A 23,258-nucleotide genomic window follows, 5' to 3' on the forward strand; every position below is an offset into this window, starting at 1 on the left:
CGGTTTGACGGATTTTCGCGCGAACCTTGATAAGGTTGGCTTGCTAAAGCTTACCTTTGGCTGTATTTCGCTTCCCCGGGGTTGTATCCTAAATTGCCGGAGGGAATATGCGCATACGTGCTACAATGGCGGCGAGCCTCGTCGCTATATCGACCATTCTATCGAGCTGTCAGACACCGCAGGAATCTGCGATGAATGCCGAAATGACCTGCCAGTCGCAAGGGTTCCGTCCGGGAACGCAGCGCTATAATCGCTGCGTCGGCGCGACCTATCAGTCCAATCGCGTGCAGGCGCAACAGGCTGAAAATCAGGCTGCCGCTGTGGCTGCTGCAGGCATCATCGGCGGCGTTCTCGTCGGGGCTGCTGTCAGCGACAATCATCATCGCGGCTATTACGGCCGTCCCTATTATCGCCGCTGCTATCGCTGCTGGTAAGGCGTGGCTTTACATGCATCCCATCATGCTCCGTCGGCTCACGCCGGCGGAGTTTTCGTTTTCAAGCGTAACGAGCCGTTAGTCTGGCGGGCTCATTTCCTGGCGGTTGACGAGTTTCAGGCTTCGGTCTGGCTGGACGATATAGGTCTCCTCGACTTCCTGGCCCCACTGGTTTGTGAAGTGATGCTGGAATTGCGAACCAGGAGGCGATTTCGTCAGCTTCATATGCGGTTGGCCGCCATAGGTGATGCTGCCCGGAACGGGCTGTACCGATTCGGCCGTGTTGCACGCAGAAAGCAGCGGCGCGCATAACAGGAGAGTCATTATATAGGGCTTCATTGCTTTGACTTTCCGCCCGCTTTCCGTCTCGCGAAATCCGTCGCACAATAAAGACGGAAGGGCATCTATGAGTGTGGCTCCAAATCACTATATACAGATAATGACGGCGTGCTCGGCAGCAAGGTTGTTGTGCGGATTTACTTGATGGCGCCGCCGGATTTCGAAGGAGTCGCATATGTTTACGATTGCGAGATCGATAACTGCCGCAGGCTTTGGTCTTTTGTTGGCGGCCGGTGCCGCCATGCCGGCGAATGCCATTACCATGCCGACCCTGACCGTGCCTGCAACCGAACAGTCGGACATCATTCAGGTTCGCGATCACGGCCACGGCCATTGGCATCACCACCATAATCGTTGGGGTAGCGGCCATCGGCTGCATGGCAATGATAGTTACTACGACGATGATTCGGACAGCGGCGTGCTCTTCAAATCCTTCGTGACCGGCACTCTGTTCAACAGGCAGGGCTCACAGAGCTACTACGGCGATCATGCGCGTGACTGCGCAAGCCGCTACCGCTCTTACCGCGCCTCCGATAACACCTATCAGCCGAGCCATGGACCGAGGCAGGTGTGCCGTTGAACGGCAACTTTTTCTGAGCAGGCCGACACTTTTCGCTTGCGTCGGGAAACGCTAAACTCTAAACGAAACAAGCCGTTTCGGCAGGTCGGGGCGTAGCGCAGCCCGGTAGCGCACTTGACTGGGGGTCAAGGGGTCGCTGGTTCGAGTCCAGTCGCCCCGACCATTTATCTCCTTGAACTCCCAATCAAAATTCTGAAAATCAGCTACACCAGGACGATGCCTGGCCGGTCCAGCGGCGCGCAAGACCTTCCGACACCATTTGGTCGCCGAGCGAACGCCCCGCGCGCATGGCAATGCGCAGCTTGCCGCCATTCGGGTCGTCGCGGCGGCTGCTGCCGGAAAGCACGAAACTTCCATCGTTGAGAATGGCCTGCAGGCGCAGTTTCGCGGCCACGCCTCTCTGTCTTTCGCTGGGGCAGCGCGCAGCACCGGCATCCGGCACATCGATATCGGCCAACTGAATCCTGATGCCATCCTGCCAGAATGTATTGCCATCGACGACGCAATTCGTTCCCGAGCCGGCGGCACAAAGCACGAAACGGCCGCCGGACTGTGCCCGCAAGCTGGGTATGGGTCTCTCGACCGGTATCTTGTTGACGGGCATCGCCACGGGAATGGCGGCGGGCGGCACCGGCAGGGCAGATGTCGCGCGCGGCTCCGAAGTGACGGCTGCCGTCTTGATCTGCGGCTTTGCCGCCGGCACGGGTGCTTCCCGGGCCATATGCGGCATGCTGGCGACCGCGTCGGCGCGGGCCAGCATCGACGGCATATCCTTGCGATGCTGATAGGCGTAGATGCCGGCTACCGTTGCCAGGCCGACAACGCCCCATAGCCACATCGAATTGCCCGCCTTGGACTGCGGCTTGCGCCGCGTGCGTCGTTTCGCTTTCGCCATGGTATCATCCCTCAATTGCGAGGGCGATTATCGCCGCCATTTCTTACCGATCCGTTGGCTTTGGCAGAGATCATGAGCTGCGATGGGGCAGGGCTACTTCGCTGCGGCTGTCGGCAACTTCAGTTTTACCGACATCGTCACCTGTCCGTTGATGGAAAGTCTCGTGCCGCGATTGTCGAGATTGTTGACAGAGGTATTGCTCGACAGAGCACTGATCTCGCAGGCATCGGCGAGCGTGTCGAGCAGGGTGGCGCAGCTGCTTGCGGCAATCTTGTAGAAGGATTTCAAGGCCTTCTCCTGCTGCTCCTCGCTGTCGCCGTCCGCCACGGGGTAGGAGATCGATAGTCCCGATTGCACAGAAATATATCCTTCGGGCGGCTGGCGAGGGTTGCGCAGCGGGAGATTCGAAAAGTTCTGCGCGAGGGCAGGCAGAGCCGTCGCTGCAAGCGTCAAGCTGAGAACAGTCCGGATCAGAAGTTTGGTCATCATTGCGCCTCCGTTTTTTCCGCTTATCGCAGATGCGAATAAAGGCTTGGTGATGCACTAACTTAAAATTGTATCTTCGATCGAATTTTCCGTAAAATTTGCGAATCAGAAATGCGCTGCGCTGAAATGCTTCCTTGCCAACCCCGTATGCAAGGCGCATAGTCTAGTCGTGTCGTCGGGAATAAAACGGGTGCCGGCGAAGTACTGCGTGCTTCTGCCCGACGGACAATGAGACGCGCAAATGCTGGACACACCTATCCATCCACGAGATCTGCCGCTTTTTTCAGACGATCTGGATCGACTTGAGAAGGTTCTGGACATCGTCTGCAAGGATCGTGGCATGAACCCTCGCAGCCTTGAGGCCGAGCGCCTGGGCGCACTGATTATTCAGCTTTATCGCCAGGGCGTGAAGGACGACGCGAAGCTGCTCGCGCTTGCACGGGCTTATTTCTGACGCAGCTGCGTTTTTTTGTGGCCGAAAATCTAATCGATTTAAGCTGATTTCACATAGCAGCAATGATGCTTTGTGCCTGTTCGAAGCGGACCGGCCTCCCTATATTTGCTGCGTTGCACAAAGAGATTCGATTTCTCGATGTCACTGATTCTGGAAAGGAACAGTGCGCGCCAGCCTGCAGCGGAAGAAAAACCGACCGCGGCTGACGTGGATAGAAAGGTCCATGATGAATTTTAAAGTTCCGAGCCGGCTTCGCCGCTTGCTTGTCGATTCCGTCGAGCTGCCGCAGCTCAAGTTTCCGATGACGCAGCCGCTGTCTCAGCCGTCGCGCCGTCGCGTTTCCACGCGTCCGTCGCCGCAGCGGCTGACGGAAGTTTTGTGGTTCGGCCGTAATCCCGGCAATCTGCGCATGCTCGAATATGTGCCGCCGGGCGTGAAAGGGCCGATGCCGCTCGTCGTCGTCCTGCATGGCTGTCATCAGAATGCCGAGGATTTCGATCGCGCGAGCGGCTGGACGGCACTTGCCCGCCAGCATGGATTTGCGGTGCTTTATGCGGAGCAAAAGGCATCGAACAACCCGAATCTCTGTTTCAACTGGTTTCGCCCGAGCCTGGTCACGCGCGATCGCGGTGAACTCGGCTCTATCAGAGAGATGATCGATTTCAGCCGCCGTCTGCATGCGATCGACGATAGCAGGATTTTCGTCATGGGCCTCTCGGCCGGTGGCGCTGTGGCAGCCGCATTGCTTGCGACCTATCCGGAACTCTTTGCCGCAGGCGCCATCATCGGCGGCCTGCCTTTCGGCGCTGCCCGCGATGCCATGTCGGCGCTTGACGTCATGAAGCGCGGCTCGAGCCGCCCGGCCGAAAAATGGGGCGAGCTCGTTCGCGAGGTTTCCCCCGAAGCCGACCGTTATCCGGTCGTCTCCATCTGGCATGGCGACGCCGATGATGTCGTGTCCTTTGCCAATGCGGAAGCATCCGTCGCGCAATGGCTGACTGCGCGCGAGCGCCCGCGCACCAAGGGCCGGCTGCGTCTTTTCGAAGGCGGCGAGCGGCGCGAATGGCGCGACGACTATGGCCATATGATCCTGGAACTCGTGACGCTGAACGATTTCGGGCACGGTCTGCCGGTTGGCTCCATTGTTGAAGGCTGGGAGCCGGCAAACAACACTGAACGCTATATCCTACCCGCTGCCCTTTCGGCGCCCGAAGAGCTTGTCAAAAGCTGGAAGCTCGCAGCCTAAGGCAGACCGTGCAAACCTGCGCCGCGGCTTGCTATAGTGATATGCGAAAGGTCAGGGATTTAACGCGCAAGGGGCGGGTCTGAGAGACCGCCATGCACTTTAGAGGTCAGTCGTCATTGGTGGCATTCAGGTTTTCCGGCCGAATGCCATCATTTTCGGACCAGTGCTTAAAGCGAATGCCAGGACCGCCCGTGCCGTCACTGCCACCGGCGAGGAAAAGTACACCGTGGCTCTCGAGGACGGAGCGAACTGTCGCAAGTGCCCTCATGTCTGCCGAACCGGCTTCGGTTTCCAGCGCTTCGATTGCTGAAACCGGAAGTTTGCTTTCGCTGGCGAGCGTTTCCACCGTCAGTCCGAGCATGGCGCGCGCGCCGCGCAATTGTGCTGAAGTAATCATGAGTTAAGTCTATCGTATCGGCTCGAAAAGCGGAACCGATTTCGGATAAAAATCGCCTGTGGATTTAAAAGGCGGCCGCACTTTTCTCGCGGTCTTCCATCGTGTTGTCCGAGCTGGAATTCGCCACCAATCCCAGCGGGGCAGGGGCGGGGTAGCCGAGCAGATCATGATAGATCTTTTCGGTCGCATCGGCCATGCCGGCCAGCGTATAGCCATCCTTGCGGCGGCGGGCTTCGGCGGTAAAGTTCGCCAGCAGCGTCGGATCGGCAAAACGTGCCATCGCGACCGCCAACGCTTCCGGGTTATCGCTGTTCGGCACGATGTAGCCGTTCTTGCCGTGCTCCAGCACCGTGCGTGCGCCACCGACGTCCGCCAAGAGGAGCGGCTTGCCGGCAGCCGCGGCCTCCAGCATCACATAGGACATCGCCTCGTAGCGGCTCGGCATGACGACGACATCGAAGGCATCGATGGCCGTCACGCCCGGCATGCTGCCATCGATGCGGGCGCGATCTTCAAGCCCGGCCGCCTTGATCATCTCTCTTGTAGTGTTGGCCAGCTCACCAATCCCGATCATCAGCAGATAGGCTTGCGGTAACTGGGCCGCTATCCTCGCAAAAGCCGCGACCAGGCGTTCCGGCGCTTTCTGTCGGGTCATCCGGCCGACGAAACCGAAGAGCAGGGCATCCTGAGCAATGCCATATCGCCTGCGGATGGCAGCGCGCTGGCTGACGGGAGGCGCGCTGACGCCGTTGACCACGACGCGCAGGCGTTTCTCCGGGATGCCGATCGACAGGGCGTGGTTATATTCATCCTGCGAAACGCAGACCAGGCGATCCGTCAGCCATGTTCCGAGAAGGCGCTCGATACCGCCATAGATCAGACGGCCTTTCGCGCCGAGCGTCGGGTCCATAGTGCGGAAGGCATGCGGCGTGTAAAGAACCGGCACATGCCGTCCCGGCAGCCGCAAGCGCGTGAGCGCGCCTGCCTTGGAGCTGTGGCCATGGATCAGATCGAACGGACCGTGAATGGCGGCGATCTTGCGGAGATGCCACCATGCCGTCAGGTCCCAGGGGCCGGGCGCGCGCCGCATGGCGAGCGGGATCACCTTGTCCAGGCCGATGTTTTCCAGTTCGGCGACGAAGGCGGGCTCGGCACGTACCGGCGAATAGATGGCCGTTACGGAATGGCCGCGATGCTGCATAGCCCGGCACAGATCGAGAAAATGTCGCCCGGAGCCGCCGCCGCTCGGCTCGAGAACCTGCAGCAACGACAGGCGCTTGACGTTGGTGCGAATGTTCACGGCGCAGCTTCCCTTCTGTTCAAGTCGCGCTGATACTTTTGCTCCAGGGCGCCGCAGCCCCAGACGACGCCGATCAGCATGTAGAAATGGCGCCAATGGTCCGTGTCGATGACATTGCCGATGCCGACATGGCCGAGAATGACGATCCAGGCGATCATCACGTAAGGCTGCCAGGGGCGCTCCCTCAGCAGGTTGCGGAAGCCGATATAGATGGTCCAGCAGATCATGCTGATCCACGTTACGAAGCCGATCCAACCGTAGGTGGTCAGTGTCTTCAGCCAGGTGTTGTGCTCGTCCTCGCGAAAGATCTGACCGAAGACCAGCGGCCCAATGCCGAGCGGCCGTTCCATCGACATCTGGAAGCCGATGCTATGGCGCTCGAAGCGGCCGAGATGCCCGCCGTCATAGCTCTGCACCAGCTGCAAGCGGGTGGAAAACAGGTCGCTGACCTGGGGGAACTGCAGCGCGACGACGAGCAGGACGACCATCAGGAGGATCGCCGCCAGCGACATCACAAGGATGCGCAGCCGAAACGTATTGCTGCGATGCTTCAACAGCATGCAGAAGATCAGCATCACCGAGGCGAAGGCGAAGAGAGCCCAGGCCGCGCGCGAGAAGGACAGGAAAATGCCGAAGGCGAGCACGAACAGGCAGATGCCCTTGATCGGCGCCTTCTTCAGGTCGCCGATCAGCAGGCCGTGCATGAGATAGAGGCTTGGCGCCACGAGATAGGGGCCGAAGACGTTAGGATCCTGGAACGCGCCCATGGCGCGGTCGTAGCGGGTGAAGATGTCGAAGCCCGGAACGGCGTGGAAATAGCCGAGAATGCCAAGGCTTGCGGTAATCAGCGCCGCGACAACCCATGTATTGAAAATCAGCTTCAGCCGCTTTTCGTTATCCTCGGTAATGGCAGCATAGAAGACGGCGCTTAGCGCCAGAAAGGTCGAGACGGCAATATAAATCGGGCCGTCGAGGTGGTTGCCGGCAGCAAGATCGTGCATCTGCGTGATCGAGAGCATCCCGCCGACATTGAATGTCAGGAACAGGGCCAGAAGCGGCGCCACACTGCGCGATATTCTCAGCCCGAGGATGAACCAGGTACCGATCAAAAAGGCGAGCCACAGCTCGTAAGGCGCCGGCTCGGCGATGACGAAGCCCGACAGGAACACGCCGATGGCGACGCTGGCCGTACCGACCAGCCGCATAGCGGCAAGCTGCGGCTGCGCGACGCGGGGCGATGGCAGGTCGATCGCGCTCAATAGGCATTTTCCGTATTGAGCAGACGAAACGGCGTCAGGAACAGGATCTTCAGATCGAAGAGCAGCGACCAGTTCTCGATGTAGTAAAGATCATAGGCTGTGCGGAATTTGATCTTGTCATCGGTGTCGATCTCGCCGCGCCAGCCGTTGATCTGCGCCCAGCCGGTCACGCCCGGTTTCACGCGATGGCGCGCGAAATAGCCTTCGACGACATCGGCATAGGTGCGGTTGTGGCTGGCGGCAAGCACGGCATGCGGCCGCGGGCCGACGAGCGAGAGGCTGCCGAGCAGTACGTTGAAAAGCTGCGGCAGCTCATCGATCGATGTCTTGCGGATGAAGCGGCCGACGGGGGTCACGCGCGGGTCGTTCTTGGTCACGGCATTGCGCGCGGATGGATCGCTCATATGGGTGTACATCGAGCGGAACTTGAAGACGTTGATGATCTCGTTGTTGAAACCGTGGCGCTTCTGCATGAAGAAGACCGGCCCTCTCGAGGTTGCCTTCACGGCAATTGCCGCGCCGAGCATGATCGGCCAGAGCAAAGCAAGTGCGACCAGGCTGAAGAAGATGTCGAAGATGCGTTTGGCAACGCCATCCCAGTCGCGGATCGGCTTGTTGAAGATGTCGAGCATCGGCACGGCGCCGACATGCGAATAGGCGCGGGGGCGGAAGCGCAGCTTGTTGGCATGGGCCGCCAGGCGAATATCAACAGGCAGCACCCAAAGCATTTTCAGCAATTGCAGAATGCGATCCTCGGCGCTGATCGGCAACGCGATGATCAGCATGTCTATGCGCACGAGCCGGGCGAATTCGACCAGTTCCGACACCGTGCCCAGCTTCGGGTAACCGGCGACCATGACTGGCGAGCGCTTTTCACCGCGATCGTCGAAAATGCCGCAGATGCGGATATCGTTGTCGGGTTGATGCTCGAGCGCGCGGATCAGTTCCTTTGCCGGTTCGCCGCCACCGACGATGACGGCGCGCCGCTCCATGACGCCGTTGCGGGCCCAATGGCGGATGCCATAGGCAAACAGCAGGCGAGCCACGAGAAGGAACCCTGCGCCTGCCGCGAGCCAAAGGCTGAGAAGCGAGAGGGAGTAGATATTGTTGAGGTCGAAGGGGAGGAGGGCGATGACCATGACCGCGAAGGCGGCAGCCCAAGACCCGAGAATCCGGTGCAGGAAATGATGCGGCGAGCGCAGGACCGGTATCTGATAGGCATCCGCAATCTGCAGGAAGACGATGGCAAGACCGCAGAGGGCGACCGTCACCACAGCCTTCGACAGGAAGGGATGATTGTCCGACGTCCCGAAGAGAAGGATCGCTAGCCCGAAGGCGAGCAGCGACAGAAATTCGAACAGCCGATATTGTCCGACGATGATAGCCGGAGACTGGTTGGTTTCACGAAACTGCTCGGCGATTTGTCGCGCATAGGCATTCATGCTGTCTGGGCGATCGCCGTGAGTCTCGCCGGCACCGCGAGTGCGGATTTCCGAAACCTGCTTGCGAAGATTGTCCAAGTTGAATTGCTCGGACTTTTCGGTAGTGTTCATGGCAGCTTATCCGGTCGTTACCGGACAAGGCCTATCAGATATCAGCTAAGAAACACTTACAACACTTAGCTGTATTCTAACCGTCGCTGTTCAGGCCAAGTATATTTTGATACAGGTGCAGAGTATCCCGCGCCATGGCAGAAGCCGAAAAATTCGATCGTATCGTCCCGATATCGGGCATATTGCGAGCACCCCATTGCGGTTCTGTGATCGCTTCGGCCATGATGCGCGAGAGGTCATCGGCATCTTCCGGCTTTGCGAGTGCGGGGCTGTTTTCGCCAAGTGCTTCCGCAACGCCGCCGACGCGCGAGGCGATGACGGTCTTTCCGGCTGCGAGCGCTTCCAGAACGATATAGGGCATGGCCTCGGCGCGCGAGGGGACAACGATATTCTGTGATACCGCGAACGCTTCCTGCACGCGCATCGCCGGCAGCATGCCGATACGGTGACCGAGGCCCCGTTCGACCATCATCCGGTGATATTTGTCTCTGTCCGGCCCGTCGCCGATCATCAGTGCCGAGAGCGGTCTGCCGATCCGCCGCTCCGTTTTCGCAAAGGCGTCCACAAACAGATCGGGACCTTTGAGGTCCCGCAACATGCCGATATAGACGAAATGCACGGAGTCCGATCGTGTCGGTATGGTGCGAAAATCTCTTTCGCTGATGCCATTATAGATCATCACCGAACGGGTGCGCGGCTTGCCGATCTTTCTTTCATAGGTGCGGCGTTCGAAATCGCAGATGAAGATCAGGCCGTCGGTCAAAAATTCCAGCATCCGTTCCAGGCTATGCACCAGCATGCCCTGGAACGAACCGCGCGAGAAATGCAGGCTTCCGCCATGCGCTGTGTAAAGGCGGGCTACGCGATACCTGTTGACCCGCAGGATCGAGCCGAGAACGCGCGCAAGCAGGCCGCCTTTGGCGCCATGCCCATGCAGCACGTCCGGCCGCAAACTCTTGATTTCCTTGTAGCTGCTCCAAAGCGTAGCAGCATCCGACAGGGTAATTTGCCGCCGGATCGGCAGACGGACGACGCCAAGAGCCAGGAACGGCATGATATCGTCGAACAGACGATCCTCATGCTCGCCACCCGTCAGACTGTCGCAAAGGATGCCGACTTCGTGGCCTGCCTTGCTCTGTTCCTCCGCCAAATCCCGGACATGGCGGAAGACGCCGCCGACGGGCGATCTGAAGCAATGAAGGATTCGAAGCGGTCTGGTCATGAGCTGTCGCGGTTAGAATAACCGCTCTCTGACATAAATGGTGTCGCCTGCCAGCACCGGATCGGAGATGCCGACCCGTCCCGTCATGACATGACCGTTGATCTTGCGGGTGACATCCGCGTTGGATTGGTTGGCCCGGCTGGTGAAGCCGCCTGCAACCGCGATGGCATTCTGGATGGTCATGCCCGGCACGTAGGAATATTGGCCGGGCTGGCCGACTTCGCCCATAATATAGACCGAGCGATAGCGGTCGATGTCGATGGTGACGTCTGGATCGCGAATATATCCTTGGCGAAGCTTCTGTGCGATCTGGCCGGAGAGCTGCTGCAAGGTCCGGCCGCGGGCAGCGACCTGACCGATCAGCGGGAAGGCAATATAGCCGGCTTGATCGACCGTATAGGTATTGGTCAGGCCGGCTTGATCGAACACCGTGACGCGCAACCGGTCGCCGCTATCAAGCGTATAGGGCTGGATCGTGGCCTCGTTGAAGGCTTTGGGGGCCGGTTGATAGGTGTTGCAGCCGGTGAGCGCGGCGCTCACGGCAGCCATGCCGAGTGCAAGGACAATTTTTGACTTTGCGAAGGGCATTTCGCGCTCATTAGAAAGGGAAGACACTGCCGTCGTTATCGGTCCGTTAGGGTTAACGGTCGGTAAAGAGTAAAACAAATTCCAGGAAAAAATTAGCGATGCCAAAAATAATATCGGCGAAATACTATTAACGCTTGGGTTACTATAGTCGTTTACGATTAATTTTGGCTTTCTATTTTTCTATTACGGAGTTTTGCATATGTCCGGTGTCAACAACACCCAGCAGGATGTGGACATCGATCTCGCTCAGCTCTTTCGCGCGGTGTGGCGGAGGCGGGTGCGCGTCGTTGCCATCACGCTCGCCGGCGCCTGCGCGGCATTTGCGATTGCCAAGGTCATGTCGCCGGAATATCGCAGCGAAGCCCGCGTCCTCATCGAGCAGCGTGCGCCGGCCTTTGCGACGACGACATCCGGTAATGATGCCGGTGCCGGCCCTCTGCTGGACGAGCTGAATATTGCCAGCCAGGTGCAGATCCTGCAATCGGCGGATCTGGTCAAGCAGGTCATCACCAATCTCAAGCTCTACGATCGTCCCGAATTTGCTGCTGGCAACAACGGCTCCGCGCTCTCTGATATTCTGATCAAGCTGCATCTGAAGCGGGCGGCGGCCGACAAGGCCCCGGAAGAGCGGATGCTGGACGCCTTCAACAGCCGCCTGCAGGTCTATCAGATCAACAGCTCGCGCGTGATCGGCATCAGCTTTACGTCCCGCAATCCGGATCTCGCCGCCAGCGTGCCGAATGCGATGGCGCAGGTCTATCTATCCATGCAAAGCGGCGCCAAGCTCGATTCCAACAGCGAGGCGACGCGCTGGCTCGAGCCGGAGATTGCCAAGCTGCGCGATAAGGTCAGCGAGGCCGAAAAGAAGGTTGCGGACTATCGTTCCGCCAATGGTCTTCTCCAGACCAGTCAGAACAACAATTTCGCCACGCAGCAGCTCGCGGATATTTCAACGCAGCTGGCGCAGGTCCGCGGCGACAAGGCCAATGCCGAGGCACGGGCGCAGGCGGTGCGCAGCGCGCTGTCCAGCGGCCGCTCCACCGACACGCTTGCCGACGTCGCAGGCTCGCAAACCATTCAGCGGCTGAAGGCGACCCAGTCGAGCCTCGAGTCACAGATCTCGGATCTGTCCACGACACTGATGGATGGGCATCCACGGCTGAAGAGCCTGCGGGCGCAGCTCGCCGATATCCGCCAGCAGATCGACCGCGAGACCCAGAGGATTCTGGCAAGCATCGAGAACGAGGCGAAGGTGGCGCAGCTGCGCGAACAGCAGCTCCTGGCGCAATCGAATACGCTGAAGGCCGACAGCGCCCGGGCAGGGGAGGACGAAGTCGGCCTCAACGCTCTGGAGCGCGAAGCCACGGCCGAGCGGCAATTGCTCGAAACCTATCTCGCCCGTTATCGCGAGGCCGCCTCTCGAGTGGATAAGAATTCCAGCCCTGCCGACGCGCGCATCGTTTCCACGGCGGTCGAGCCGGTCGATCCGTCTTTCCCGAAGGTTGGCCCGATCGTCGTCGTTGCTACCCTTGCCACTTTCATCCTCACGGCTATCGTTATCATGCTCGCGGAGCTGTTCAGCGGCCGCGCATTGCGGCCCGTCGGACCTGCCCGCAAGGAAGACGCCGCCGTGCGGGAAACGGCGGAGCGTGCTCCAATCATCAGCGAGCCGGCCCCGGTTCGGGCAGTTGCCAGAGCCAGCAATGCCGAGGCGCCAGCAAGCATGCTTTCGGTTCCGGTAGAGGAAATCCCGGTTCGGGTTGCGGACACTGCAATTGCTCCCGACACCGCTATCGCTTCGGACACCGTGATCGCTCCAGACCATGAACCCAGGCAGGCTGTTCACGCAGCGGAGGAAGAGGAGGATTTCTCCATCCAATCCGTCGCCGATTATCTGATCGACAGCGGCTCGCGGCTGGCGATCGCCATATCCCCGACCGGTGACAGTGGCTCGACAGCGACCGTCATGCTGGCGCGGACCATCGCCGATGCGGGAAGCCGTATCGTGCTGGTCGATATGACGGGCACCGGATGTCCCTCGAGGCTCATGGTCGAGCATGACGAACTTCCAGGCGTAACCGACCTGCTATGTGGCGAAGCGGCATTTGGCGATACGATCCATCCGGATCGCCTGTCGGATGCTCATCTCGTGCCGCAGGGAATGAGCGACCTTGCCCGCGCGATGCGCGGCGCCGACCGCCTGTCGTTGATCCTCGACGCATTGGGTTCGGCCTATGACATCGTTCTTGTGGAGTGTGGCGCCGCCGAAGTCTCCGGCGTCGCACGGCTGACGCGCAGCAAGGAGACGGAAATCATCCTCTCCATGCCTGAACCTGATGAAAGCCACTTCATTGCGGCAATGACGGAATTCCAGAAGGCCGGCTATGAGCACATCATCCTGATGTCCGGCTGGCGCGAGGAGCATGATCCGAATACGCGTCGGGACGCCGCCTGATCAATCCGCGTCACCGCCTCCGTCATCCGAGTTGGCGCGGCGGCCTTGTTGTGCCCGTAGCCGTTGGACGAAGGAATAGAGCTTTCGATTGGACTTGATCGCGACCTTGGTGTGCGTGATGCCCCGCTGCGCCATGGCTGCCAGATGACCCATGCGAGAGACCGGTAGGAAGAAATCATACTGCACCGTTTCCATCGGGCACCAGGAACGCTTGTAGATCTGGTCGCCGATGCCGAAATCGAAGAGAGCGACGCCTTCGCGGTGCAGCCGCTCGATCATCAGCCAGAACAGCAATTCGCCGGGGCTTGCATCAGCAACCAGAGCTTCGTCGATAGAAGCAAACTGGCAGATCACGTGATCTCCCTTGCGTGATAAGGCGGCGATGGCCGGAATATGGCCCTCATGCTCGCCCTTCAGCCGCAGCACATGCATCTGCAGCGTTGCATCGAGACCTCCGTTTCCGCGCCGATGCAACATCGCGTGCAGCGCGGCCTTGGTCCCGGCATCCTTGAAGGCGTCCGGCAAGCCGGCCTCCTTGAAGCGGGTAGCCTTTTGCCGGAAGAACAGATCGAGAAGAGCGTCCTGCTGGTCAGAGCCGGCAATCACATATTCGTAGCCGCCCTTGGCGTCGAGAATCCTGCTTTGATGCTTGAATTTCTTGCGCCGACGCTTGGCATTCACCTGCTTCAGGCTTGCCTCGAAACTGCCGAGGAAAGGCATCTGAAAGGCATGGTTCTGGTTTTCGATCGACGTCAGCGAGACGAGCGGGCTTTTGCGGCCGCGCCATTCGAGCGGGACGTTGCGCAGGATGACCACGTCCGCCTTGCCGCGCAGAGCCGCAGAGATTGCGTTCGCCTGAAGGGGTGTCAGCTCTCCGTTCGCCAGGAACCTGGCAGAAAACAGGCCGGTATTGATATTGTTGTGATGGCCTCCGATGAATTCGACTCGCCTTATTCCGCGGCTGTTGATGATCTCGAGCGGCAGGATGAAGGCGATTTCGTCCCCGATGGAGCCGCGTATGATGGCGACAGGACGTTCGAAGTTTTCCATCCAGGCCGCGCACCAGTCGTAACTCTGGTGCAGCGAGTTGAGATCGTCCTGTTCCAGCGCGCGCCATTCGGCTTCGAGCGGTGCCATCCTGTCGAAGATGTCGACCCGAAGTTGATCGATGGCCGCAGGCTCCGTCTCGATGGACGCAGTCCGTTCATCCGCTGCTTCGGCGGCGGCCATGCCGGCGATATCTCGCGTCTGGGTCTGCATCCGATCTTCTCCGCTCCGGCGGTATTCGGACGCAGTCTGGCGGGCAACGGCTTATTTTTGACTTAAGATGGGACATTCGCGCCGGACAAGGAGCGGATCAGGGTTAGTCTTGTGTAAATCGCACCGGGGCGAGCGTCATTGCGGGCGCGGCCCGGCCATCCATTTGATGATACCCATCGCCGGCAGCACCCAGATGACGCCGCTGACAAGGAAATAGAGGAAATGCACCCAGCCGGGTTGATCTGCAAGCGTTCGCACTGCAACGATCATGGCGACGATCGCATAGATTGCAACCAACAGCACGAGCAGGATCATGCCTATGAATTTGCGCAGGCGAAGGGGCACGGGGTTTTCTCCTCATTATAACAGCATGCCGCGACGGCATGCCGCAAACTCCCGGGACTTGTTTTGCACGCCCCTATCGGGCAAATCAACAGCCTGATCGAAGGGAGAAGCCATGGCTGCCACTAATTTCACGACCGAACAGGCTATTTTGAAGGAAGTGGCTCGTCAGGACCGCAATCGTCGCGCCATCCGCATCTGGCTCGCCTGCGTGCTTTTGGTTCTTTTCGCCCTCGTGCTGGTGGGAGGTGCGACGCGTCTCACCAATTCCGGCCTGTCGATCACGCAATGGCAGCCGATCCACGGCGTCATCCCGCCGCTGAACGCACAGGAATGGCAGGACGAATTCGATCTCTACAAGCGCATCCCGCAATTCCAGATCCTGAACAAGGATATGACGGTCGAGGAGTTCAAGGGCATCTTCTGGTGGGAATGGGCGCACCGCCTGCTTGCCCGCACCATCGGCGTCATCTTCGGCCTGCCGTTGCTGTTCTTCGTCCTGACCGGTCGCGTCGAGCGCAAGCTCTGGCTGCCGCTGGCCGGCATTTTCCTGCTGGGCGGCTTTCAGGGCGCGATCGGCTGGTGGATGGTCTCCTCGGGGCTGGAAGCGCGTACCGATGTCAGCCAGTACCGCCTTGCCACCCATCTCGTGACCGCCTGTCTGATCTTTGCCGCCTGCATGTGGTTCATGCGCGCCCTTTCGCCGCATTCGAACGAACCGCCGCCGACGCGCCATTCGGCGAAACTTGCGGGTTTGATCGTCTTCATGGCGTTATTCCAGATCTATCTCGGCGCTCTCGTCGCAGGTCTCGATGCGGGCCTCAGCTACAATACCTGGCCGTTGATGGATGGTGCCGTCGTGCCGAGCGATCTGTTCATACAGTCGCCGGCCTGGATCAATTTCTTCGAGAATCCGAAGACGGTCCAGTTCGTTCACCGTCTCGGCGCCTATGCGCTGTTCATCGTCGTTACAATCAACATGATCGTCTCGCTGCGCGCGGCGGCGCAAACGACCCATGCGCGGCGATCCGTCGTTCTCTTCGTGCTCGTGCTGATTCAGGCGATCCTTGGCATTTCGACATTGCTGCTGCATGTGCCGCTCGATCTGGCCCTGGCGCATCAGGCCGGCGCTCTGATCGTCTTCGGCTTCGCAATTGCCAATTGGCGCGGCTTCTATGGCGAACTGCCGCGCCAGACCTCGATCGTCGTGAGAAATTGAGGCGCTCTGCGCCTCAAGCTCTTTCTAGCGCGAGGAAGCGACGCTTGCCGCCGACGACACGCGTGTGACCACTTTCAGGCGCTTGATTTCACCACGTCTGAAGGCAGCCAGGAAGCGGTTGTAATCCTTGAAGACTACGCAGCCATTCGATTCGCCGCGGCCGCCTCTGAGCATGTAGGTGTGAGCCAGCAAGCCGTCGCGACCATAGACGCGGGCGCCGTTTGCGGGGGTCAGGCGCAGTGCCTGCACGCCATGGAACAGGCTTTCCCGATAGGTCAGGTTATAAGTTTCAGGCGGCGTCGGGCCGGTGTTTTTGCGGTCGACATAGCGGGGATTGTCGCGCATGTGGCCAAGGCCGGAATGGGCCTCGAGGCGTTCGCCGCTCGGCAGATAGACCGTCTTCGCCTCGATATCGTAGATCGCGGTGCCTGCGCCAGGGCTGATTGCGGCAAACGGGTTGATGAACGGCTTCGTCTTGCGAACGGAGCTGTCATCCGGATCGGCATAGGCCATCATGCGCGATGGCGGCTGTGCGGTTGTTTCATTGCCCGTCGCCTTGGCGATAGCGCTTGTGGCGTTGGCGCGCTGCATGGGCGTTTCGCGGGCAGGGCGGGCCATCGGGATAACGTTCAGCACGGCCTCGGCCACCGCAATGTCGGCGTCCCTGGCGGGCAACGGCTTTGCTTCCGCAATGGCTGGCAGGCTGACTTCAGGCGCTGCAGAAGCGACTGCAGTCGGCTGCTCGGTTGTCTTGAGGGGACCTGCGGCCGGCATCAGGGCGGCTGTGTATTTTGCCTGACTCAGCGATTGCACTGCGGTTGCGAAATTGATCGCGATCACCTTGCGCAGACGGTCGATCGTCTGCGGTGGTGCCGCGGCCACTTCGAGACGGCCGCTCTTGATGCTTGCTGCCGCATCCTGAGCCTGCTTCATATCGGATGTCTGTTGTGCGAGTGCATATGCCAGTTGCACACGAACCGCATCCGCACCGTTAGCTTTCGTTTGAACCTCTGCACTTACAACGTTGCCGAAGCGGCTTTGCCCATGCAGTGAAGTCGTCTGGCTGGCATACCGGGCGGTATGCGCCATAGGGCTTTGTGGAACGATGAAGGCTGATGCTCGCGGCGTCAGGAAGCTGTCGGCCGATGTCGCTGCGCCTGGAAGCGACAGCACCATCGATTGCGTCGTCATCAGCGTCGCCGCGACCCAGGCGAAAGCCGCGACTGCGACGCCGGTGGCCAGAGTGCCGGGACGGATGCTGAAGGGTTTTTTTGATCGCGAGGCGTAGCCGGAGCGCGAATTGAAGTTACCGAACGTTTCGGTCACGAACGCCATGATACTCGTTATCCAAACTACACAGACACCAAGCCGGCTCAAGAACGCACACGCGCCCTAACGCGAAAGTCGCGTTCGGTCGCCAACTTGCCGGCTGTCTGGAAGCATGCCGAATTATGGTAACCAATTCCTTTACGATGGCTCATTCTTGGATATTCATTGAAAAAAGGGATAGTTTTGAACGCCCCACTCACCCGGGCCAGTGAAGCCGTTAGAGAGTAAATCCGGCCGACAATTGGTCGCGGAGCCTCACAGGCGTTCACTTTTCCGTGTAGCTTCGGCTAATTTAGCGTAGCGGCAAAAATAAGGCCGAGGACGATGGCGAGTTCGAAATCATGCAAAACGCCTTGCAGGCATGAAAAAAGCCCGGCCCGATCAATCCTCTATGGATGAATAGGCCGGGCTGATCGAGCTTCAATCTGCGTCGGGCTGAGTTAAGCGCTCAGCATCAGATCCATGTTCTGTACGGCTGCACCGGATGCGCCCTTGCCGAGATTGTCGAGCAGCGCCACCAGATTGACCTGCGCTCCGCCCTGCGTGCCGAAGACGAAGAGCTTCATTGTATCCTTGCCGGCGAGCTCGACGGCGTTGACACGGGGCAGGGCGCGGCTCTCATCGAGCGAGACGACCTGAACGATATCCTGGCCGGCATAATGGTCGACGAGCGCAGCATGAATGCTCTCCAGCGTCGCGCCTTCTGCGAGATCGCCGAGATGCAGCGGCACCTGCACGATCATGCCCTGGGGGAAGCGTCCGACGGAGGGCGAGAAGATCGGCGCACGCTCCAGCAGGCCGTGCGTCGTCATCTCGGGCACATGCTTATGGGTCAGCGGCAGGCCGTAGAGGAAATGCGGTGCGGTGATGGCATCCGGATGCTCCGGGTTTTCCATCTGCGCAATCATTTGCTTGCCGCCGCCCGTATAGCCGGACACGGCATTGACCGTCACGGGATAGCCTGTCGGGATGATGCCGGCGGCGCGCAGCGGCCGGATGACGCCGATTGCGCCCGTCGGATAGCAGCCGGGATTGGCGACGAAACGTGCCGCCCTGATCTTGTTGCCCTGGTTGCTGTCCATTTCGGCAAAGCCATAGGCCCAGTCGGGATGGATGCGGAAGGCTGTCGAGGTGTCGATAACGCGGACATTATTGTTGCCCGCTACCATCTTCACCGCTTCCTTCGACGCATCGTCGGGCAAGCAGAGGATCGCGATGTCAGCACTGTTCAGCATGTCCTCGCGCATGGCGGCATTGCGGCGTTCCGCTTCGGGAATGGACAGCAGCTCGACATCGCGGCGGTCGGCCATGCGCGTGCGGATCTGCAAGCCCGTGGTTCCGTGTTCGCCATCGATGAAGATTTTCGGTGCCATCTTATTCCTGCTCTTTCAATAGGTTGAGAGTACTTCCGGACTCAGTTTGCCATGTCGTTGATTCAATTTCATAACAGCCGCTTCGGAAACGACAGGGCAGCCTTGGAAAGCCATCATGCCTGTCCCGAAATCATGTCTCAGCGACCGCTCGCACGTCGTTCGGCGTGGAGACCGAGCATATACATCGCCACGGTCGCGCCCGCAATGGCGGTGATGTCGGCATGGTCGTAGGCGGGGGAGACTTCGACGACATCAGCGCCCCTGATGTCAAGCTGATGCAACCTTTGCAACACCGACAGGATTTTCGCGCTGGAAGGACCTCCTGCGACCGGCGTTCCCGTGCCCGGAGCATAGGCCGGATCGAGGCAATCTATATCGAAGGTCAGATAGGTCGGTGCGCCCTTGGTATGGGAGACAATCAGGGAGGCAATGTCGCCGGCACTCATGTCCTCGACCTGATGGCCATACAGAATCTGGATGCCGAAATCCTCAGGCGCGTGGGTGCGGATGCCGATCTGGATCGAGCGGTCCGGGTCGATCAGCCCGTCGCGCACGGCGCGGGCAACGAAGGAGCCGTGGTCGATACGCTTGCCATCATCGAACCAGGTGTCCTGATGCGCATCGAACTGCACCAGCGCCAGTGGCCCATGCTTGGCGACTTGCGCCTTCAACAGCGGCCAGGTGATGAAGTGATCGCCGCCGAGCGTCAGCATGAAGGCGCCGCTGTCGAGGATCGTCGTCGCCTGTCTTTCGATTGCAGCGGGCGTATCCTGATGATTGCCGTAGTCGAGCAGACAGTCGCCGTAGTCGATCACGGCCATCTCGGCGAAGAGATCGCGGTCGAAGGGATATTGCGGATCATTGTCGAAGATCGCCGAAGCGCGGCGGATCGCCTGCGGTCCGAAGCGCGTTCCCGGCCGGTTTGACGTGGCTGCATCGAAGGGTATGCCCCAGACCACGGCGTCGACGCCCTCAAGCGATTTTGTGAAGCGGCGGCGCATGAAGGAGAGCGCGCCGGCAAAGGTCGGGTCGCTGGCAGCCGAGGTCAGGCTGGCGGCAGTGAAGGCGTGATCAATCGATGTGCTCGGCAAGCGCGTCCCCTTTGTCCCGCTGGAAGTCGTAGGCCCGTTCTACCCGCGCTACGCGAACCTTGTATTGCTCGTACCAGCGCTCGCGGCCGAGCTTCTGCGCCGCCAGATGCGACATGACATTCTTCCAGGCAAGGATGCTCTCTTCGTCCCGCCAGAAGGAATTGGTGATGCCGAAGCCATCGGCGCCTCTCGCGCTCTCAAGCCCAAGACAGCCGTCCTGCGCCAGCGCCATTTCCTCCATGCGCTCACCCATGGCGCCATAGCCATTGTCGCCGGCTGTCCGGATCGAGGCGAAGGAGACGATGTAGTAGGGCGGCTCGGGAGTGGCCGCAAAGCGGGATGCTTTGTTGGTGCTCATGACGTGCCTCACGGGATGGAACGGAATTCCGTTCTGTGAATCGCGGATAGGTCGTGTTCGATGCTTATTTGCCCGATCTGGCGGTGCATTGATATGCCTTTTTCACGCAGGCGATCTGCGGCGTCGAGCAATTGGCCTGTCCATCGGTCACGACACAATAGGAGCAGCTGTCGTTGAACTCGCGACAGTCCGGAGTTGCCTGGAGAAAATCCTTCATGCTCTGCATCTCTGCGGCCTTGTCGGCTGGCGGAGCTGGCTGGGCATCGTCACACAGAGCGGGTGCTGCGCTGGCGATCAAAAGCAGAAGCGAAAAGATGAATCCACGCATTGAACTCTCCCGGTGCTTGTACCGGAACTTTGTCACAAAATGGGCCGCTTGCCTTGGCGGATTTGCATCTTTTTGCTGCTGCAAAAGAAAAAGGCCGGGAAAACCCGGCCTTTCCAAAAATCCGATCTCGGATAAGCGATTAACGCTTGGAGAACTGGAAGGAACGACGTGCCTTCGCACGGCCGTACTTCTTGCGTTCGACGACGCGGCTGTCGCGGGTCAGGAAGCCACCCTTCTTCAGCACCGAGCGCAGGCCCGGTTCGAAGTAGGTGATTGCCTTGGACAGGCCATGACGAACGGCACCGGCCTGGCCGGAGAGGCCGCCGCCGGCAACGGTTGCGATGATGTCGAACTGGCCGTCACGGGCAGCAGCGACGATCGGCTGACGCAGGATCATCTGCAGAACCGGACGGGCGAAGTAAGCCGTGTAGTCCTTGCCGTTGACGATGATCTTGCCGGAGCCGGCCTTGACCCAAACGCGGGCGACGGCGTCCTTACGCTTGCCGGTCGCGTAGGAGCGGCCGAGCGAGTCAACCTTGCGGACGTGAACCGGAGCAGCAGCTGCTTCCGACGTCGTGCCGAGGTCCTTCAGGGAGGAAAGGTCAGCCATTATCAGGCGCTCCTTACGTTCTTCTTGTTCAGCTTGGCGACGTCGAGGACGACCGGCTGCTGGGCTTCGTGGGGATGGTTGGAGCCGGCGTAGACGCGCAGGTTCTTCATCTGGCGACGGCCGAGCGGGCCGCGGGGAACCATGCGCTCGACGGCCTTCTCAACGACGCGCTCCGGGAAGCGACCTTCGATGATCTGGCGAGCCGTACGCTCCTTGATGCCGCCGGCATAACCGGTGTGCCAGTAGTAAACCTTGTCTTCGTACTTTTTGCCGGTGAAGACGACCTTGTCGGCATTGATGACGATGACGTTGTCGCCGTCGTCGACGTGGGGCGTGAAGGTAGCCTTATGCTTGCCGCGCAGACGCATTGCGATGATAGAAGCGAGACGGCCAACGACAAGCCCTTCGGCGTCGATGAGAACCCACTTCTTCTCCACCTCTGCAGGCTTCTGGGAGAAGGTTGCCATGTTGCATACTCTCTTTTTGGACCCTTGGCCCGAAGGCGTCTGGGCGTTTCTTGTTGCTTGGTTTGGCGCACATGAATGCGTGCCAAAAAGAAAGCAGCCCGAAAAGGCTGCGATCTGCGGCGGCTTATAGAGCGATTGAGAGCCTGCGTCAATATCGCCTCATTGGCGGCCTGTAAAAATTATAAAGAAAAATCAATATGTTGCTTATGTGGTAAAATAAAACCACATATTTTATGGTCAACCCAGGCGCAAAACCAGCACTCCGGCGGCGATGATGGCGCCGGCAATATAGCGCCAGATGCTCGATCGCTCCTTCAAGACGACGACCGATATCACCAAAGCGAAGAGGATCGAGGTCTCGCGCAAGGCGGCGACCATGGCGACCGGCGCTTTGGTCATCGCCCACAATGCCAGCCCATAAGAAGCGATCGATCCGCCGCCGCCGATCAGTCCGCGCCACCAGTTATAGCGGACATGGGCGGCGACGGCATTGATGCCGCGTTGCGATATCGCCCAGGCGAAAAGGAGAACGGGGGGCAGGAGTGCCATCCATAGGGTATAGGAAACTGAATTGCCCGATGCCCGCGCGCCGATGCCGTCGACATAGGTATAGGTCGCGATGACGACGGCATTGGCAAGCGCGAGAACGATCGCCTGGCGGCTGCCCTTTCGCGCCTCGAAGGCAAGCGTCAGTATGCCGGCACAAATGGTCATGGTGCCGATCAACGCGCCGCCCGAAAGCGTCTCCTTCAGGATGAAGCTGCTTGTGGAGACGATGATGAGTGGCGCGACACCGCGCATCAGCGGATAGACGAGCCCGATATCCCCGGCTCGATATGCGGCCGCCACCAGCTGGAAATAGGCAAATTGAAGGATGGCGGATGCACCGATGAACGGCCAGGCCGCAGAGGCCGGCAGAGGCAGGAATGGCAGAAGAGGCAATGCCGCGACTGCGCCGCCGGCTGAAACCAGCGCCGCATCGAGCGACTTATCGGTTCCGGCCTTGATGATCGCATTCCATGTCGCATGCAGCAGGGCGCCGAAAAGGACGAGCGCGATAACGTCGAGAGACACGGAAAACCTCGGGAATTGACAGGCCTAACGGCAATGCTTGGTATTTTGTGGGAGTGTAGCCCCCATATGATCCGCAATACATCGAAAAGCAACGAAATATCGGTCATTATGGAGGATTGCCCGCCTGCTCCGATCATCACGGACGTCGAGAGCGACGTTTTCGTTATGTTCCAAATTGTCCTTTCCAGCATTATAAATAACTAATTTATTGGAGTATGAAGCGCGAACAAATATCGCATGTCCTGTGAACGCGGGAGTAGCATTAGACACTTCTTACTTAAAAACGACAGAGGGCCGTGTCGCTTGCAATGCTGCCTGTGATTTGGTGTGCGAAAATCGCGGCGAAAACGCCGCGCGCAGCCCCTCTTCCTCTCATGAATAGAGTGGATAATTCTACAAGAGATGAAAAATATTACAGCTAACGCGCGCCACCGCTGATAAAAATCATACTAAGAGTTAAGTATAGAATCCCAGAGCCAAAAATTCGCAGGGTATATCGTTGCGCGAACGCGAAAATTATTCTGTGGGAAAATAATGAAATAGCATATGTTCCGCGTTCGCATTCGGTTCTCGTTTGAATTGACTGTCCATGCGAAGTT

25 protein-coding genes and 1 tRNA gene are annotated in these 23,258 nt (G+C 59.4%); 7 read left to right on the top strand and 19 right to left on the bottom strand.

Going from position 1 to position 23,258, the window contains the following annotated elements; all coding sequences use genetic code 11:
* Nucleotides 1-107 precede the first annotated feature (107 nt).
* Nucleotides 108-434 carry a hypothetical protein gene (locus tag ABOK31_RS04455; RefSeq protein WP_349957885.1) on the top strand — a complete coding sequence of 109 codons (327 nt, stop codon included), beginning with the start codon at nt 108-110 and terminating at the stop codon, nt 432-434.
* A gap of 78 nt (nt 435-512) precedes the next feature.
* Here the strand turns inward: ABOK31_RS04455 and ABOK31_RS04460 are convergent, their stop codons facing one another.
* On the bottom strand, nt 513-773 hold the full coding sequence (locus ABOK31_RS04460; protein ID WP_349957886.1) for a hypothetical protein: 261 nt from the start codon (nt 771-773) through the stop codon (nt 513-515).
* Between the two features lie 175 nt (nt 774-948).
* Between ABOK31_RS04460 and ABOK31_RS04465 the strand changes: the two genes are divergently transcribed.
* Together ABOK31_RS04465 and ABOK31_RS04470 are read left to right on the top strand one after the other, a co-directional pair.
* Nucleotides 949-1,353 (top strand): BA14K family protein, encoded by a 405-nt coding sequence (locus ABOK31_RS04465; protein WP_174174248.1) that lies wholly within the window; start codon nt 949-951, stop codon nt 1,351-1,353.
* Nucleotides 1,354-1,439: 86 nt separating this feature from the next.
* A tRNA-Pro gene (locus ABOK31_RS04470) sits at nt 1,440-1,516 on the top strand.
* Nucleotides 1,517-1,552: 36 nt separating this feature from the next.
* Here the strand turns inward: ABOK31_RS04470 and ABOK31_RS04475 are convergent.
* Nucleotides 1,553-2,248 carry a thermonuclease family protein gene (locus tag ABOK31_RS04475; RefSeq protein WP_349957887.1) on the bottom strand — a complete coding sequence of 232 codons (696 nt, stop codon included), beginning with the start codon at nt 2,246-2,248 and terminating at the stop codon, nt 1,553-1,555.
* Between the two features lie 93 nt (nt 2,249-2,341).
* Nucleotides 2,342-2,737: a hypothetical protein gene (locus ABOK31_RS04480; RefSeq protein ID WP_174174250.1), complete on the bottom strand. Its 396-nt coding sequence runs from the start codon at nt 2,735-2,737 to the stop codon at nt 2,342-2,344.
* A 238-nt stretch (nt 2,738-2,975) separates the two neighbouring features.
* Here ABOK31_RS04480 and ABOK31_RS04485 point away from each other — a divergent pair, with 238 nt between their 5' ends.
* On the top strand, nt 2,976-3,188 hold the full coding sequence (locus ABOK31_RS04485; protein WP_075852240.1) for a hypothetical protein: 213 nt from the start codon (nt 2,976-2,978) through the stop codon (nt 3,186-3,188).
* Nucleotides 3,189-3,411: 223 nt separating this feature from the next.
* A complete protein-coding gene (locus tag ABOK31_RS04490) occupies nt 3,412-4,434 on the top strand; it encodes a PHB depolymerase family esterase (RefSeq protein WP_349957888.1) in 1,023 nt (340 codons plus the stop codon).
* A 106-nt stretch (nt 4,435-4,540) separates the two neighbouring features.
* Here the strand turns inward: ABOK31_RS04490 and ABOK31_RS04495 are convergent, their stop codons facing one another.
* The 6 genes from ABOK31_RS04495 to ABOK31_RS04520 form a co-directional block, all read right to left on the bottom strand.
* The gene (locus ABOK31_RS04495) at nt 4,541-4,831 is read right to left on the bottom strand and encodes a DNA-binding protein (RefSeq protein ID WP_349957889.1); all 291 of its coding nucleotides are present in this window, start codon (nt 4,829-4,831) and stop codon (nt 4,541-4,543) included.
* Nucleotides 4,832-4,895: 64 nt separating this feature from the next.
* Nucleotides 4,896-6,131 carry a glycosyltransferase family 4 protein gene (locus ABOK31_RS04500; RefSeq protein ID WP_349957891.1) on the bottom strand — a complete coding sequence of 412 codons (1,236 nt, stop codon included), beginning with the start codon at nt 6,129-6,131 and terminating at the stop codon, nt 4,896-4,898.
* The gene (locus ABOK31_RS04505; RefSeq protein ID WP_174174253.1) at nt 6,128-7,390 is read right to left on the bottom strand and encodes an O-antigen ligase family protein; all 1,263 of its coding nucleotides are present in this window, start codon (nt 7,388-7,390) and stop codon (nt 6,128-6,130) included. Before ABOK31_RS04505 ends, ABOK31_RS04500 begins: the two co-directional genes overlap by 4 nt.
* Nucleotides 7,387-8,943, bottom strand: coding sequence for an undecaprenyl-phosphate glucose phosphotransferase (locus ABOK31_RS04510; protein ID WP_349957893.1), 1,557 nt, complete (start codon nt 8,941-8,943; stop codon nt 7,387-7,389). Before ABOK31_RS04510 ends, ABOK31_RS04505 begins: the two co-directional genes overlap by 4 nt.
* A 76-nt stretch (nt 8,944-9,019) precedes the next feature.
* On the bottom strand, nt 9,020-10,165 hold the full coding sequence (locus tag ABOK31_RS04515) for a glycosyltransferase family 4 protein (RefSeq protein ID WP_174174255.1): 1,146 nt from the start codon (nt 10,163-10,165) through the stop codon (nt 9,020-9,022).
* A gap of 12 nt (nt 10,166-10,177) precedes the next feature.
* Complete coding sequence (locus ABOK31_RS04520) at nt 10,178-10,753, bottom strand: polysaccharide biosynthesis/export family protein (RefSeq protein WP_069616269.1); 576 nt, start codon at nt 10,751-10,753, stop codon at nt 10,178-10,180.
* Between the two features lie 199 nt (nt 10,754-10,952).
* Between ABOK31_RS04520 and ABOK31_RS04525 the strand changes: the two genes are divergently transcribed.
* Nucleotides 10,953-13,208 (top strand): Wzz/FepE/Etk N-terminal domain-containing protein, encoded by a 2,256-nt coding sequence (locus ABOK31_RS04525; protein WP_349957894.1) that lies wholly within the window; start codon nt 10,953-10,955, stop codon nt 13,206-13,208.
* On the opposite strand, the gene ABOK31_RS04530 is transcribed toward ABOK31_RS04525, so the two are convergent.
* Together ABOK31_RS04530 and ABOK31_RS04535 are read right to left on the bottom strand one after the other, a co-directional pair.
* On the bottom strand, nt 13,209-14,468 hold the full coding sequence (locus ABOK31_RS04530) for a GNAT family N-acetyltransferase (RefSeq protein WP_349957895.1): 1,260 nt from the start codon (nt 14,466-14,468) through the stop codon (nt 13,209-13,211).
* A gap of 135 nt (nt 14,469-14,603) precedes the next feature.
* Entirely contained in the window at nt 14,604-14,813 is a 210-nt protein-coding gene (locus tag ABOK31_RS04535) for a DUF2842 domain-containing protein (RefSeq protein ID WP_174174258.1), read from the bottom strand.
* Between the two features lie 112 nt (nt 14,814-14,925).
* Between ABOK31_RS04535 and ABOK31_RS04540 the strand changes: the two genes are divergently transcribed.
* Complete coding sequence (locus tag ABOK31_RS04540; RefSeq protein WP_349957897.1) at nt 14,926-16,029, top strand: COX15/CtaA family protein; 1,104 nt, start codon at nt 14,926-14,928, stop codon at nt 16,027-16,029.
* 24 nt (nt 16,030-16,053) lie between these two features.
* Here the strand turns inward: ABOK31_RS04540 and ABOK31_RS04545 are convergent, their stop codons facing one another.
* From ABOK31_RS04545 to ABOK31_RS04580, 8 genes are all read right to left on the bottom strand, one after another.
* Nucleotides 16,054-17,364, bottom strand: a complete 1,311-nt coding sequence (locus ABOK31_RS04545) for a tlde1 domain-containing protein (protein WP_174174262.1) — start codon at nt 17,362-17,364, stop codon at nt 16,054-16,056.
* Nucleotides 17,365-17,798: 434 nt separating this feature from the next.
* Nucleotides 17,799-18,731: an N-acetyl-gamma-glutamyl-phosphate reductase gene (gene argC, locus ABOK31_RS04550; RefSeq protein ID WP_349957898.1), complete on the bottom strand. Its 933-nt coding sequence runs from the start codon at nt 18,729-18,731 to the stop codon at nt 17,799-17,801.
* Nucleotides 18,732-18,868: 137 nt separating this feature from the next.
* Nucleotides 18,869-19,822, bottom strand: a complete 954-nt coding sequence (gene speB, locus ABOK31_RS04555) for an agmatinase (protein WP_349957899.1) — start codon at nt 19,820-19,822, stop codon at nt 18,869-18,871.
* A complete protein-coding gene (locus tag ABOK31_RS04560) occupies nt 19,803-20,180 on the bottom strand; it encodes an antibiotic biosynthesis monooxygenase (RefSeq protein WP_174174267.1) in 378 nt (125 codons plus the stop codon). The genes speB and ABOK31_RS04560 overlap by 20 nt, the downstream gene beginning before the upstream one ends.
* 64 nt (nt 20,181-20,244) lie before the next feature.
* Nucleotides 20,245-20,508 (bottom strand): hypothetical protein, encoded by a 264-nt coding sequence (locus ABOK31_RS04565; RefSeq protein ID WP_174173789.1) that lies wholly within the window; start codon nt 20,506-20,508, stop codon nt 20,245-20,247.
* 139 nt (nt 20,509-20,647) lie between these two features.
* Complete coding sequence (gene rpsI, locus ABOK31_RS04570; protein ID WP_075852256.1) at nt 20,648-21,118, bottom strand: 30S ribosomal protein S9; 471 nt, start codon at nt 21,116-21,118, stop codon at nt 20,648-20,650.
* Between the two features lie 2 nt (nt 21,119-21,120).
* Entirely contained in the window at nt 21,121-21,585 is a 465-nt protein-coding gene (rplM, locus tag ABOK31_RS04575) for a 50S ribosomal protein L13 (RefSeq protein ID WP_004122374.1), read from the bottom strand.
* 237 nt (nt 21,586-21,822) lie between these two features.
* Entirely contained in the window at nt 21,823-22,659 is an 837-nt protein-coding gene (locus ABOK31_RS04580) for an EamA family transporter (RefSeq protein WP_349957902.1), read from the bottom strand.
* Between the last annotated feature and the right edge of the window lie 599 nt (nt 22,660-23,258).

The organism is Rhizobium sp. ZPR4 (assembly GCF_040215725.1).
In the GTDB taxonomy this organism is placed as follows: Bacteria; Pseudomonadota; Alphaproteobacteria; order Rhizobiales; family Rhizobiaceae; genus Rhizobium; species Rhizobium rhizogenes_D.

Coding starts and splice junctions, on each gene's coding strand:
- ABOK31_RS04455 (WP_349957885.1), top strand. CDS start 108: ATGCGCATACGTGCTACAATGGCGGCGAGCCTCGTCGCTATATCGACC.
- ABOK31_RS04460 (WP_349957886.1), bottom strand. CDS start 773: ATGAAGCCCTATATAATGACTCTCCTGTTATGCGCGCCGCTGCTTTCT.
- ABOK31_RS04465 (WP_174174248.1), top strand. CDS start 949: ATGTTTACGATTGCGAGATCGATAACTGCCGCAGGCTTTGGTCTTTTG.
- ABOK31_RS04475 (WP_349957887.1), bottom strand. CDS start 2,248: ATGGCGAAAGCGAAACGACGCACGCGGCGCAAGCCGCAGTCCAAGGCG.
- ABOK31_RS04480 (WP_174174250.1), bottom strand. CDS start 2,737: ATGATGACCAAACTTCTGATCCGGACTGTTCTCAGCTTGACGCTTGCA.
- ABOK31_RS04485 (WP_075852240.1), top strand. CDS start 2,976: ATGCTGGACACACCTATCCATCCACGAGATCTGCCGCTTTTTTCAGAC.
- ABOK31_RS04490 (WP_349957888.1), top strand. CDS start 3,412: ATGATGAATTTTAAAGTTCCGAGCCGGCTTCGCCGCTTGCTTGTCGAT.
- ABOK31_RS04495 (WP_349957889.1), bottom strand. CDS start 4,831: ATGATTACTTCAGCACAATTGCGCGGCGCGCGCGCCATGCTCGGACTG.
- ABOK31_RS04510 (WP_349957893.1), bottom strand. CDS start 8,943: ATGAACACTACCGAAAAGTCCGAGCAATTCAACTTGGACAATCTTCGC.
- ABOK31_RS04515 (WP_174174255.1), bottom strand. CDS start 10,165: ATGACCAGACCGCTTCGAATCCTTCATTGCTTCAGATCGCCCGTCGGC.
- ABOK31_RS04520 (WP_069616269.1), bottom strand. CDS start 10,753: ATGCCCTTCGCAAAGTCAAAAATTGTCCTTGCACTCGGCATGGCTGCC.
- ABOK31_RS04525 (WP_349957894.1), top strand. CDS start 10,953: ATGTCCGGTGTCAACAACACCCAGCAGGATGTGGACATCGATCTCGCT.
- ABOK31_RS04530 (WP_349957895.1), bottom strand. CDS start 14,468: ATGCAGACCCAGACGCGAGATATCGCCGGCATGGCCGCCGCCGAAGCA.
- ABOK31_RS04540 (WP_349957897.1), top strand. CDS start 14,926: ATGGCTGCCACTAATTTCACGACCGAACAGGCTATTTTGAAGGAAGTG.
- ABOK31_RS04545 (WP_174174262.1), bottom strand. CDS start 17,364: ATGGCGTTCGTGACCGAAACGTTCGGTAACTTCAATTCGCGCTCCGGC.
- argC (WP_349957898.1), bottom strand. CDS start 18,731: ATGGCACCGAAAATCTTCATCGATGGCGAACACGGAACCACGGGCTTG.
- ABOK31_RS04560 (WP_174174267.1), bottom strand. CDS start 20,180: ATGAGCACCAACAAAGCATCCCGCTTTGCGGCCACTCCCGAGCCGCCC.
- ABOK31_RS04565 (WP_174173789.1), bottom strand. CDS start 20,508: ATGCGTGGATTCATCTTTTCGCTTCTGCTTTTGATCGCCAGCGCAGCA.
- rpsI (WP_075852256.1), bottom strand. CDS start 21,118: ATGGCTGACCTTTCCTCCCTGAAGGACCTCGGCACGACGTCGGAAGCA.
- rplM (WP_004122374.1), bottom strand. CDS start 21,585: ATGGCAACCTTCTCCCAGAAGCCTGCAGAGGTGGAGAAGAAGTGGGTT.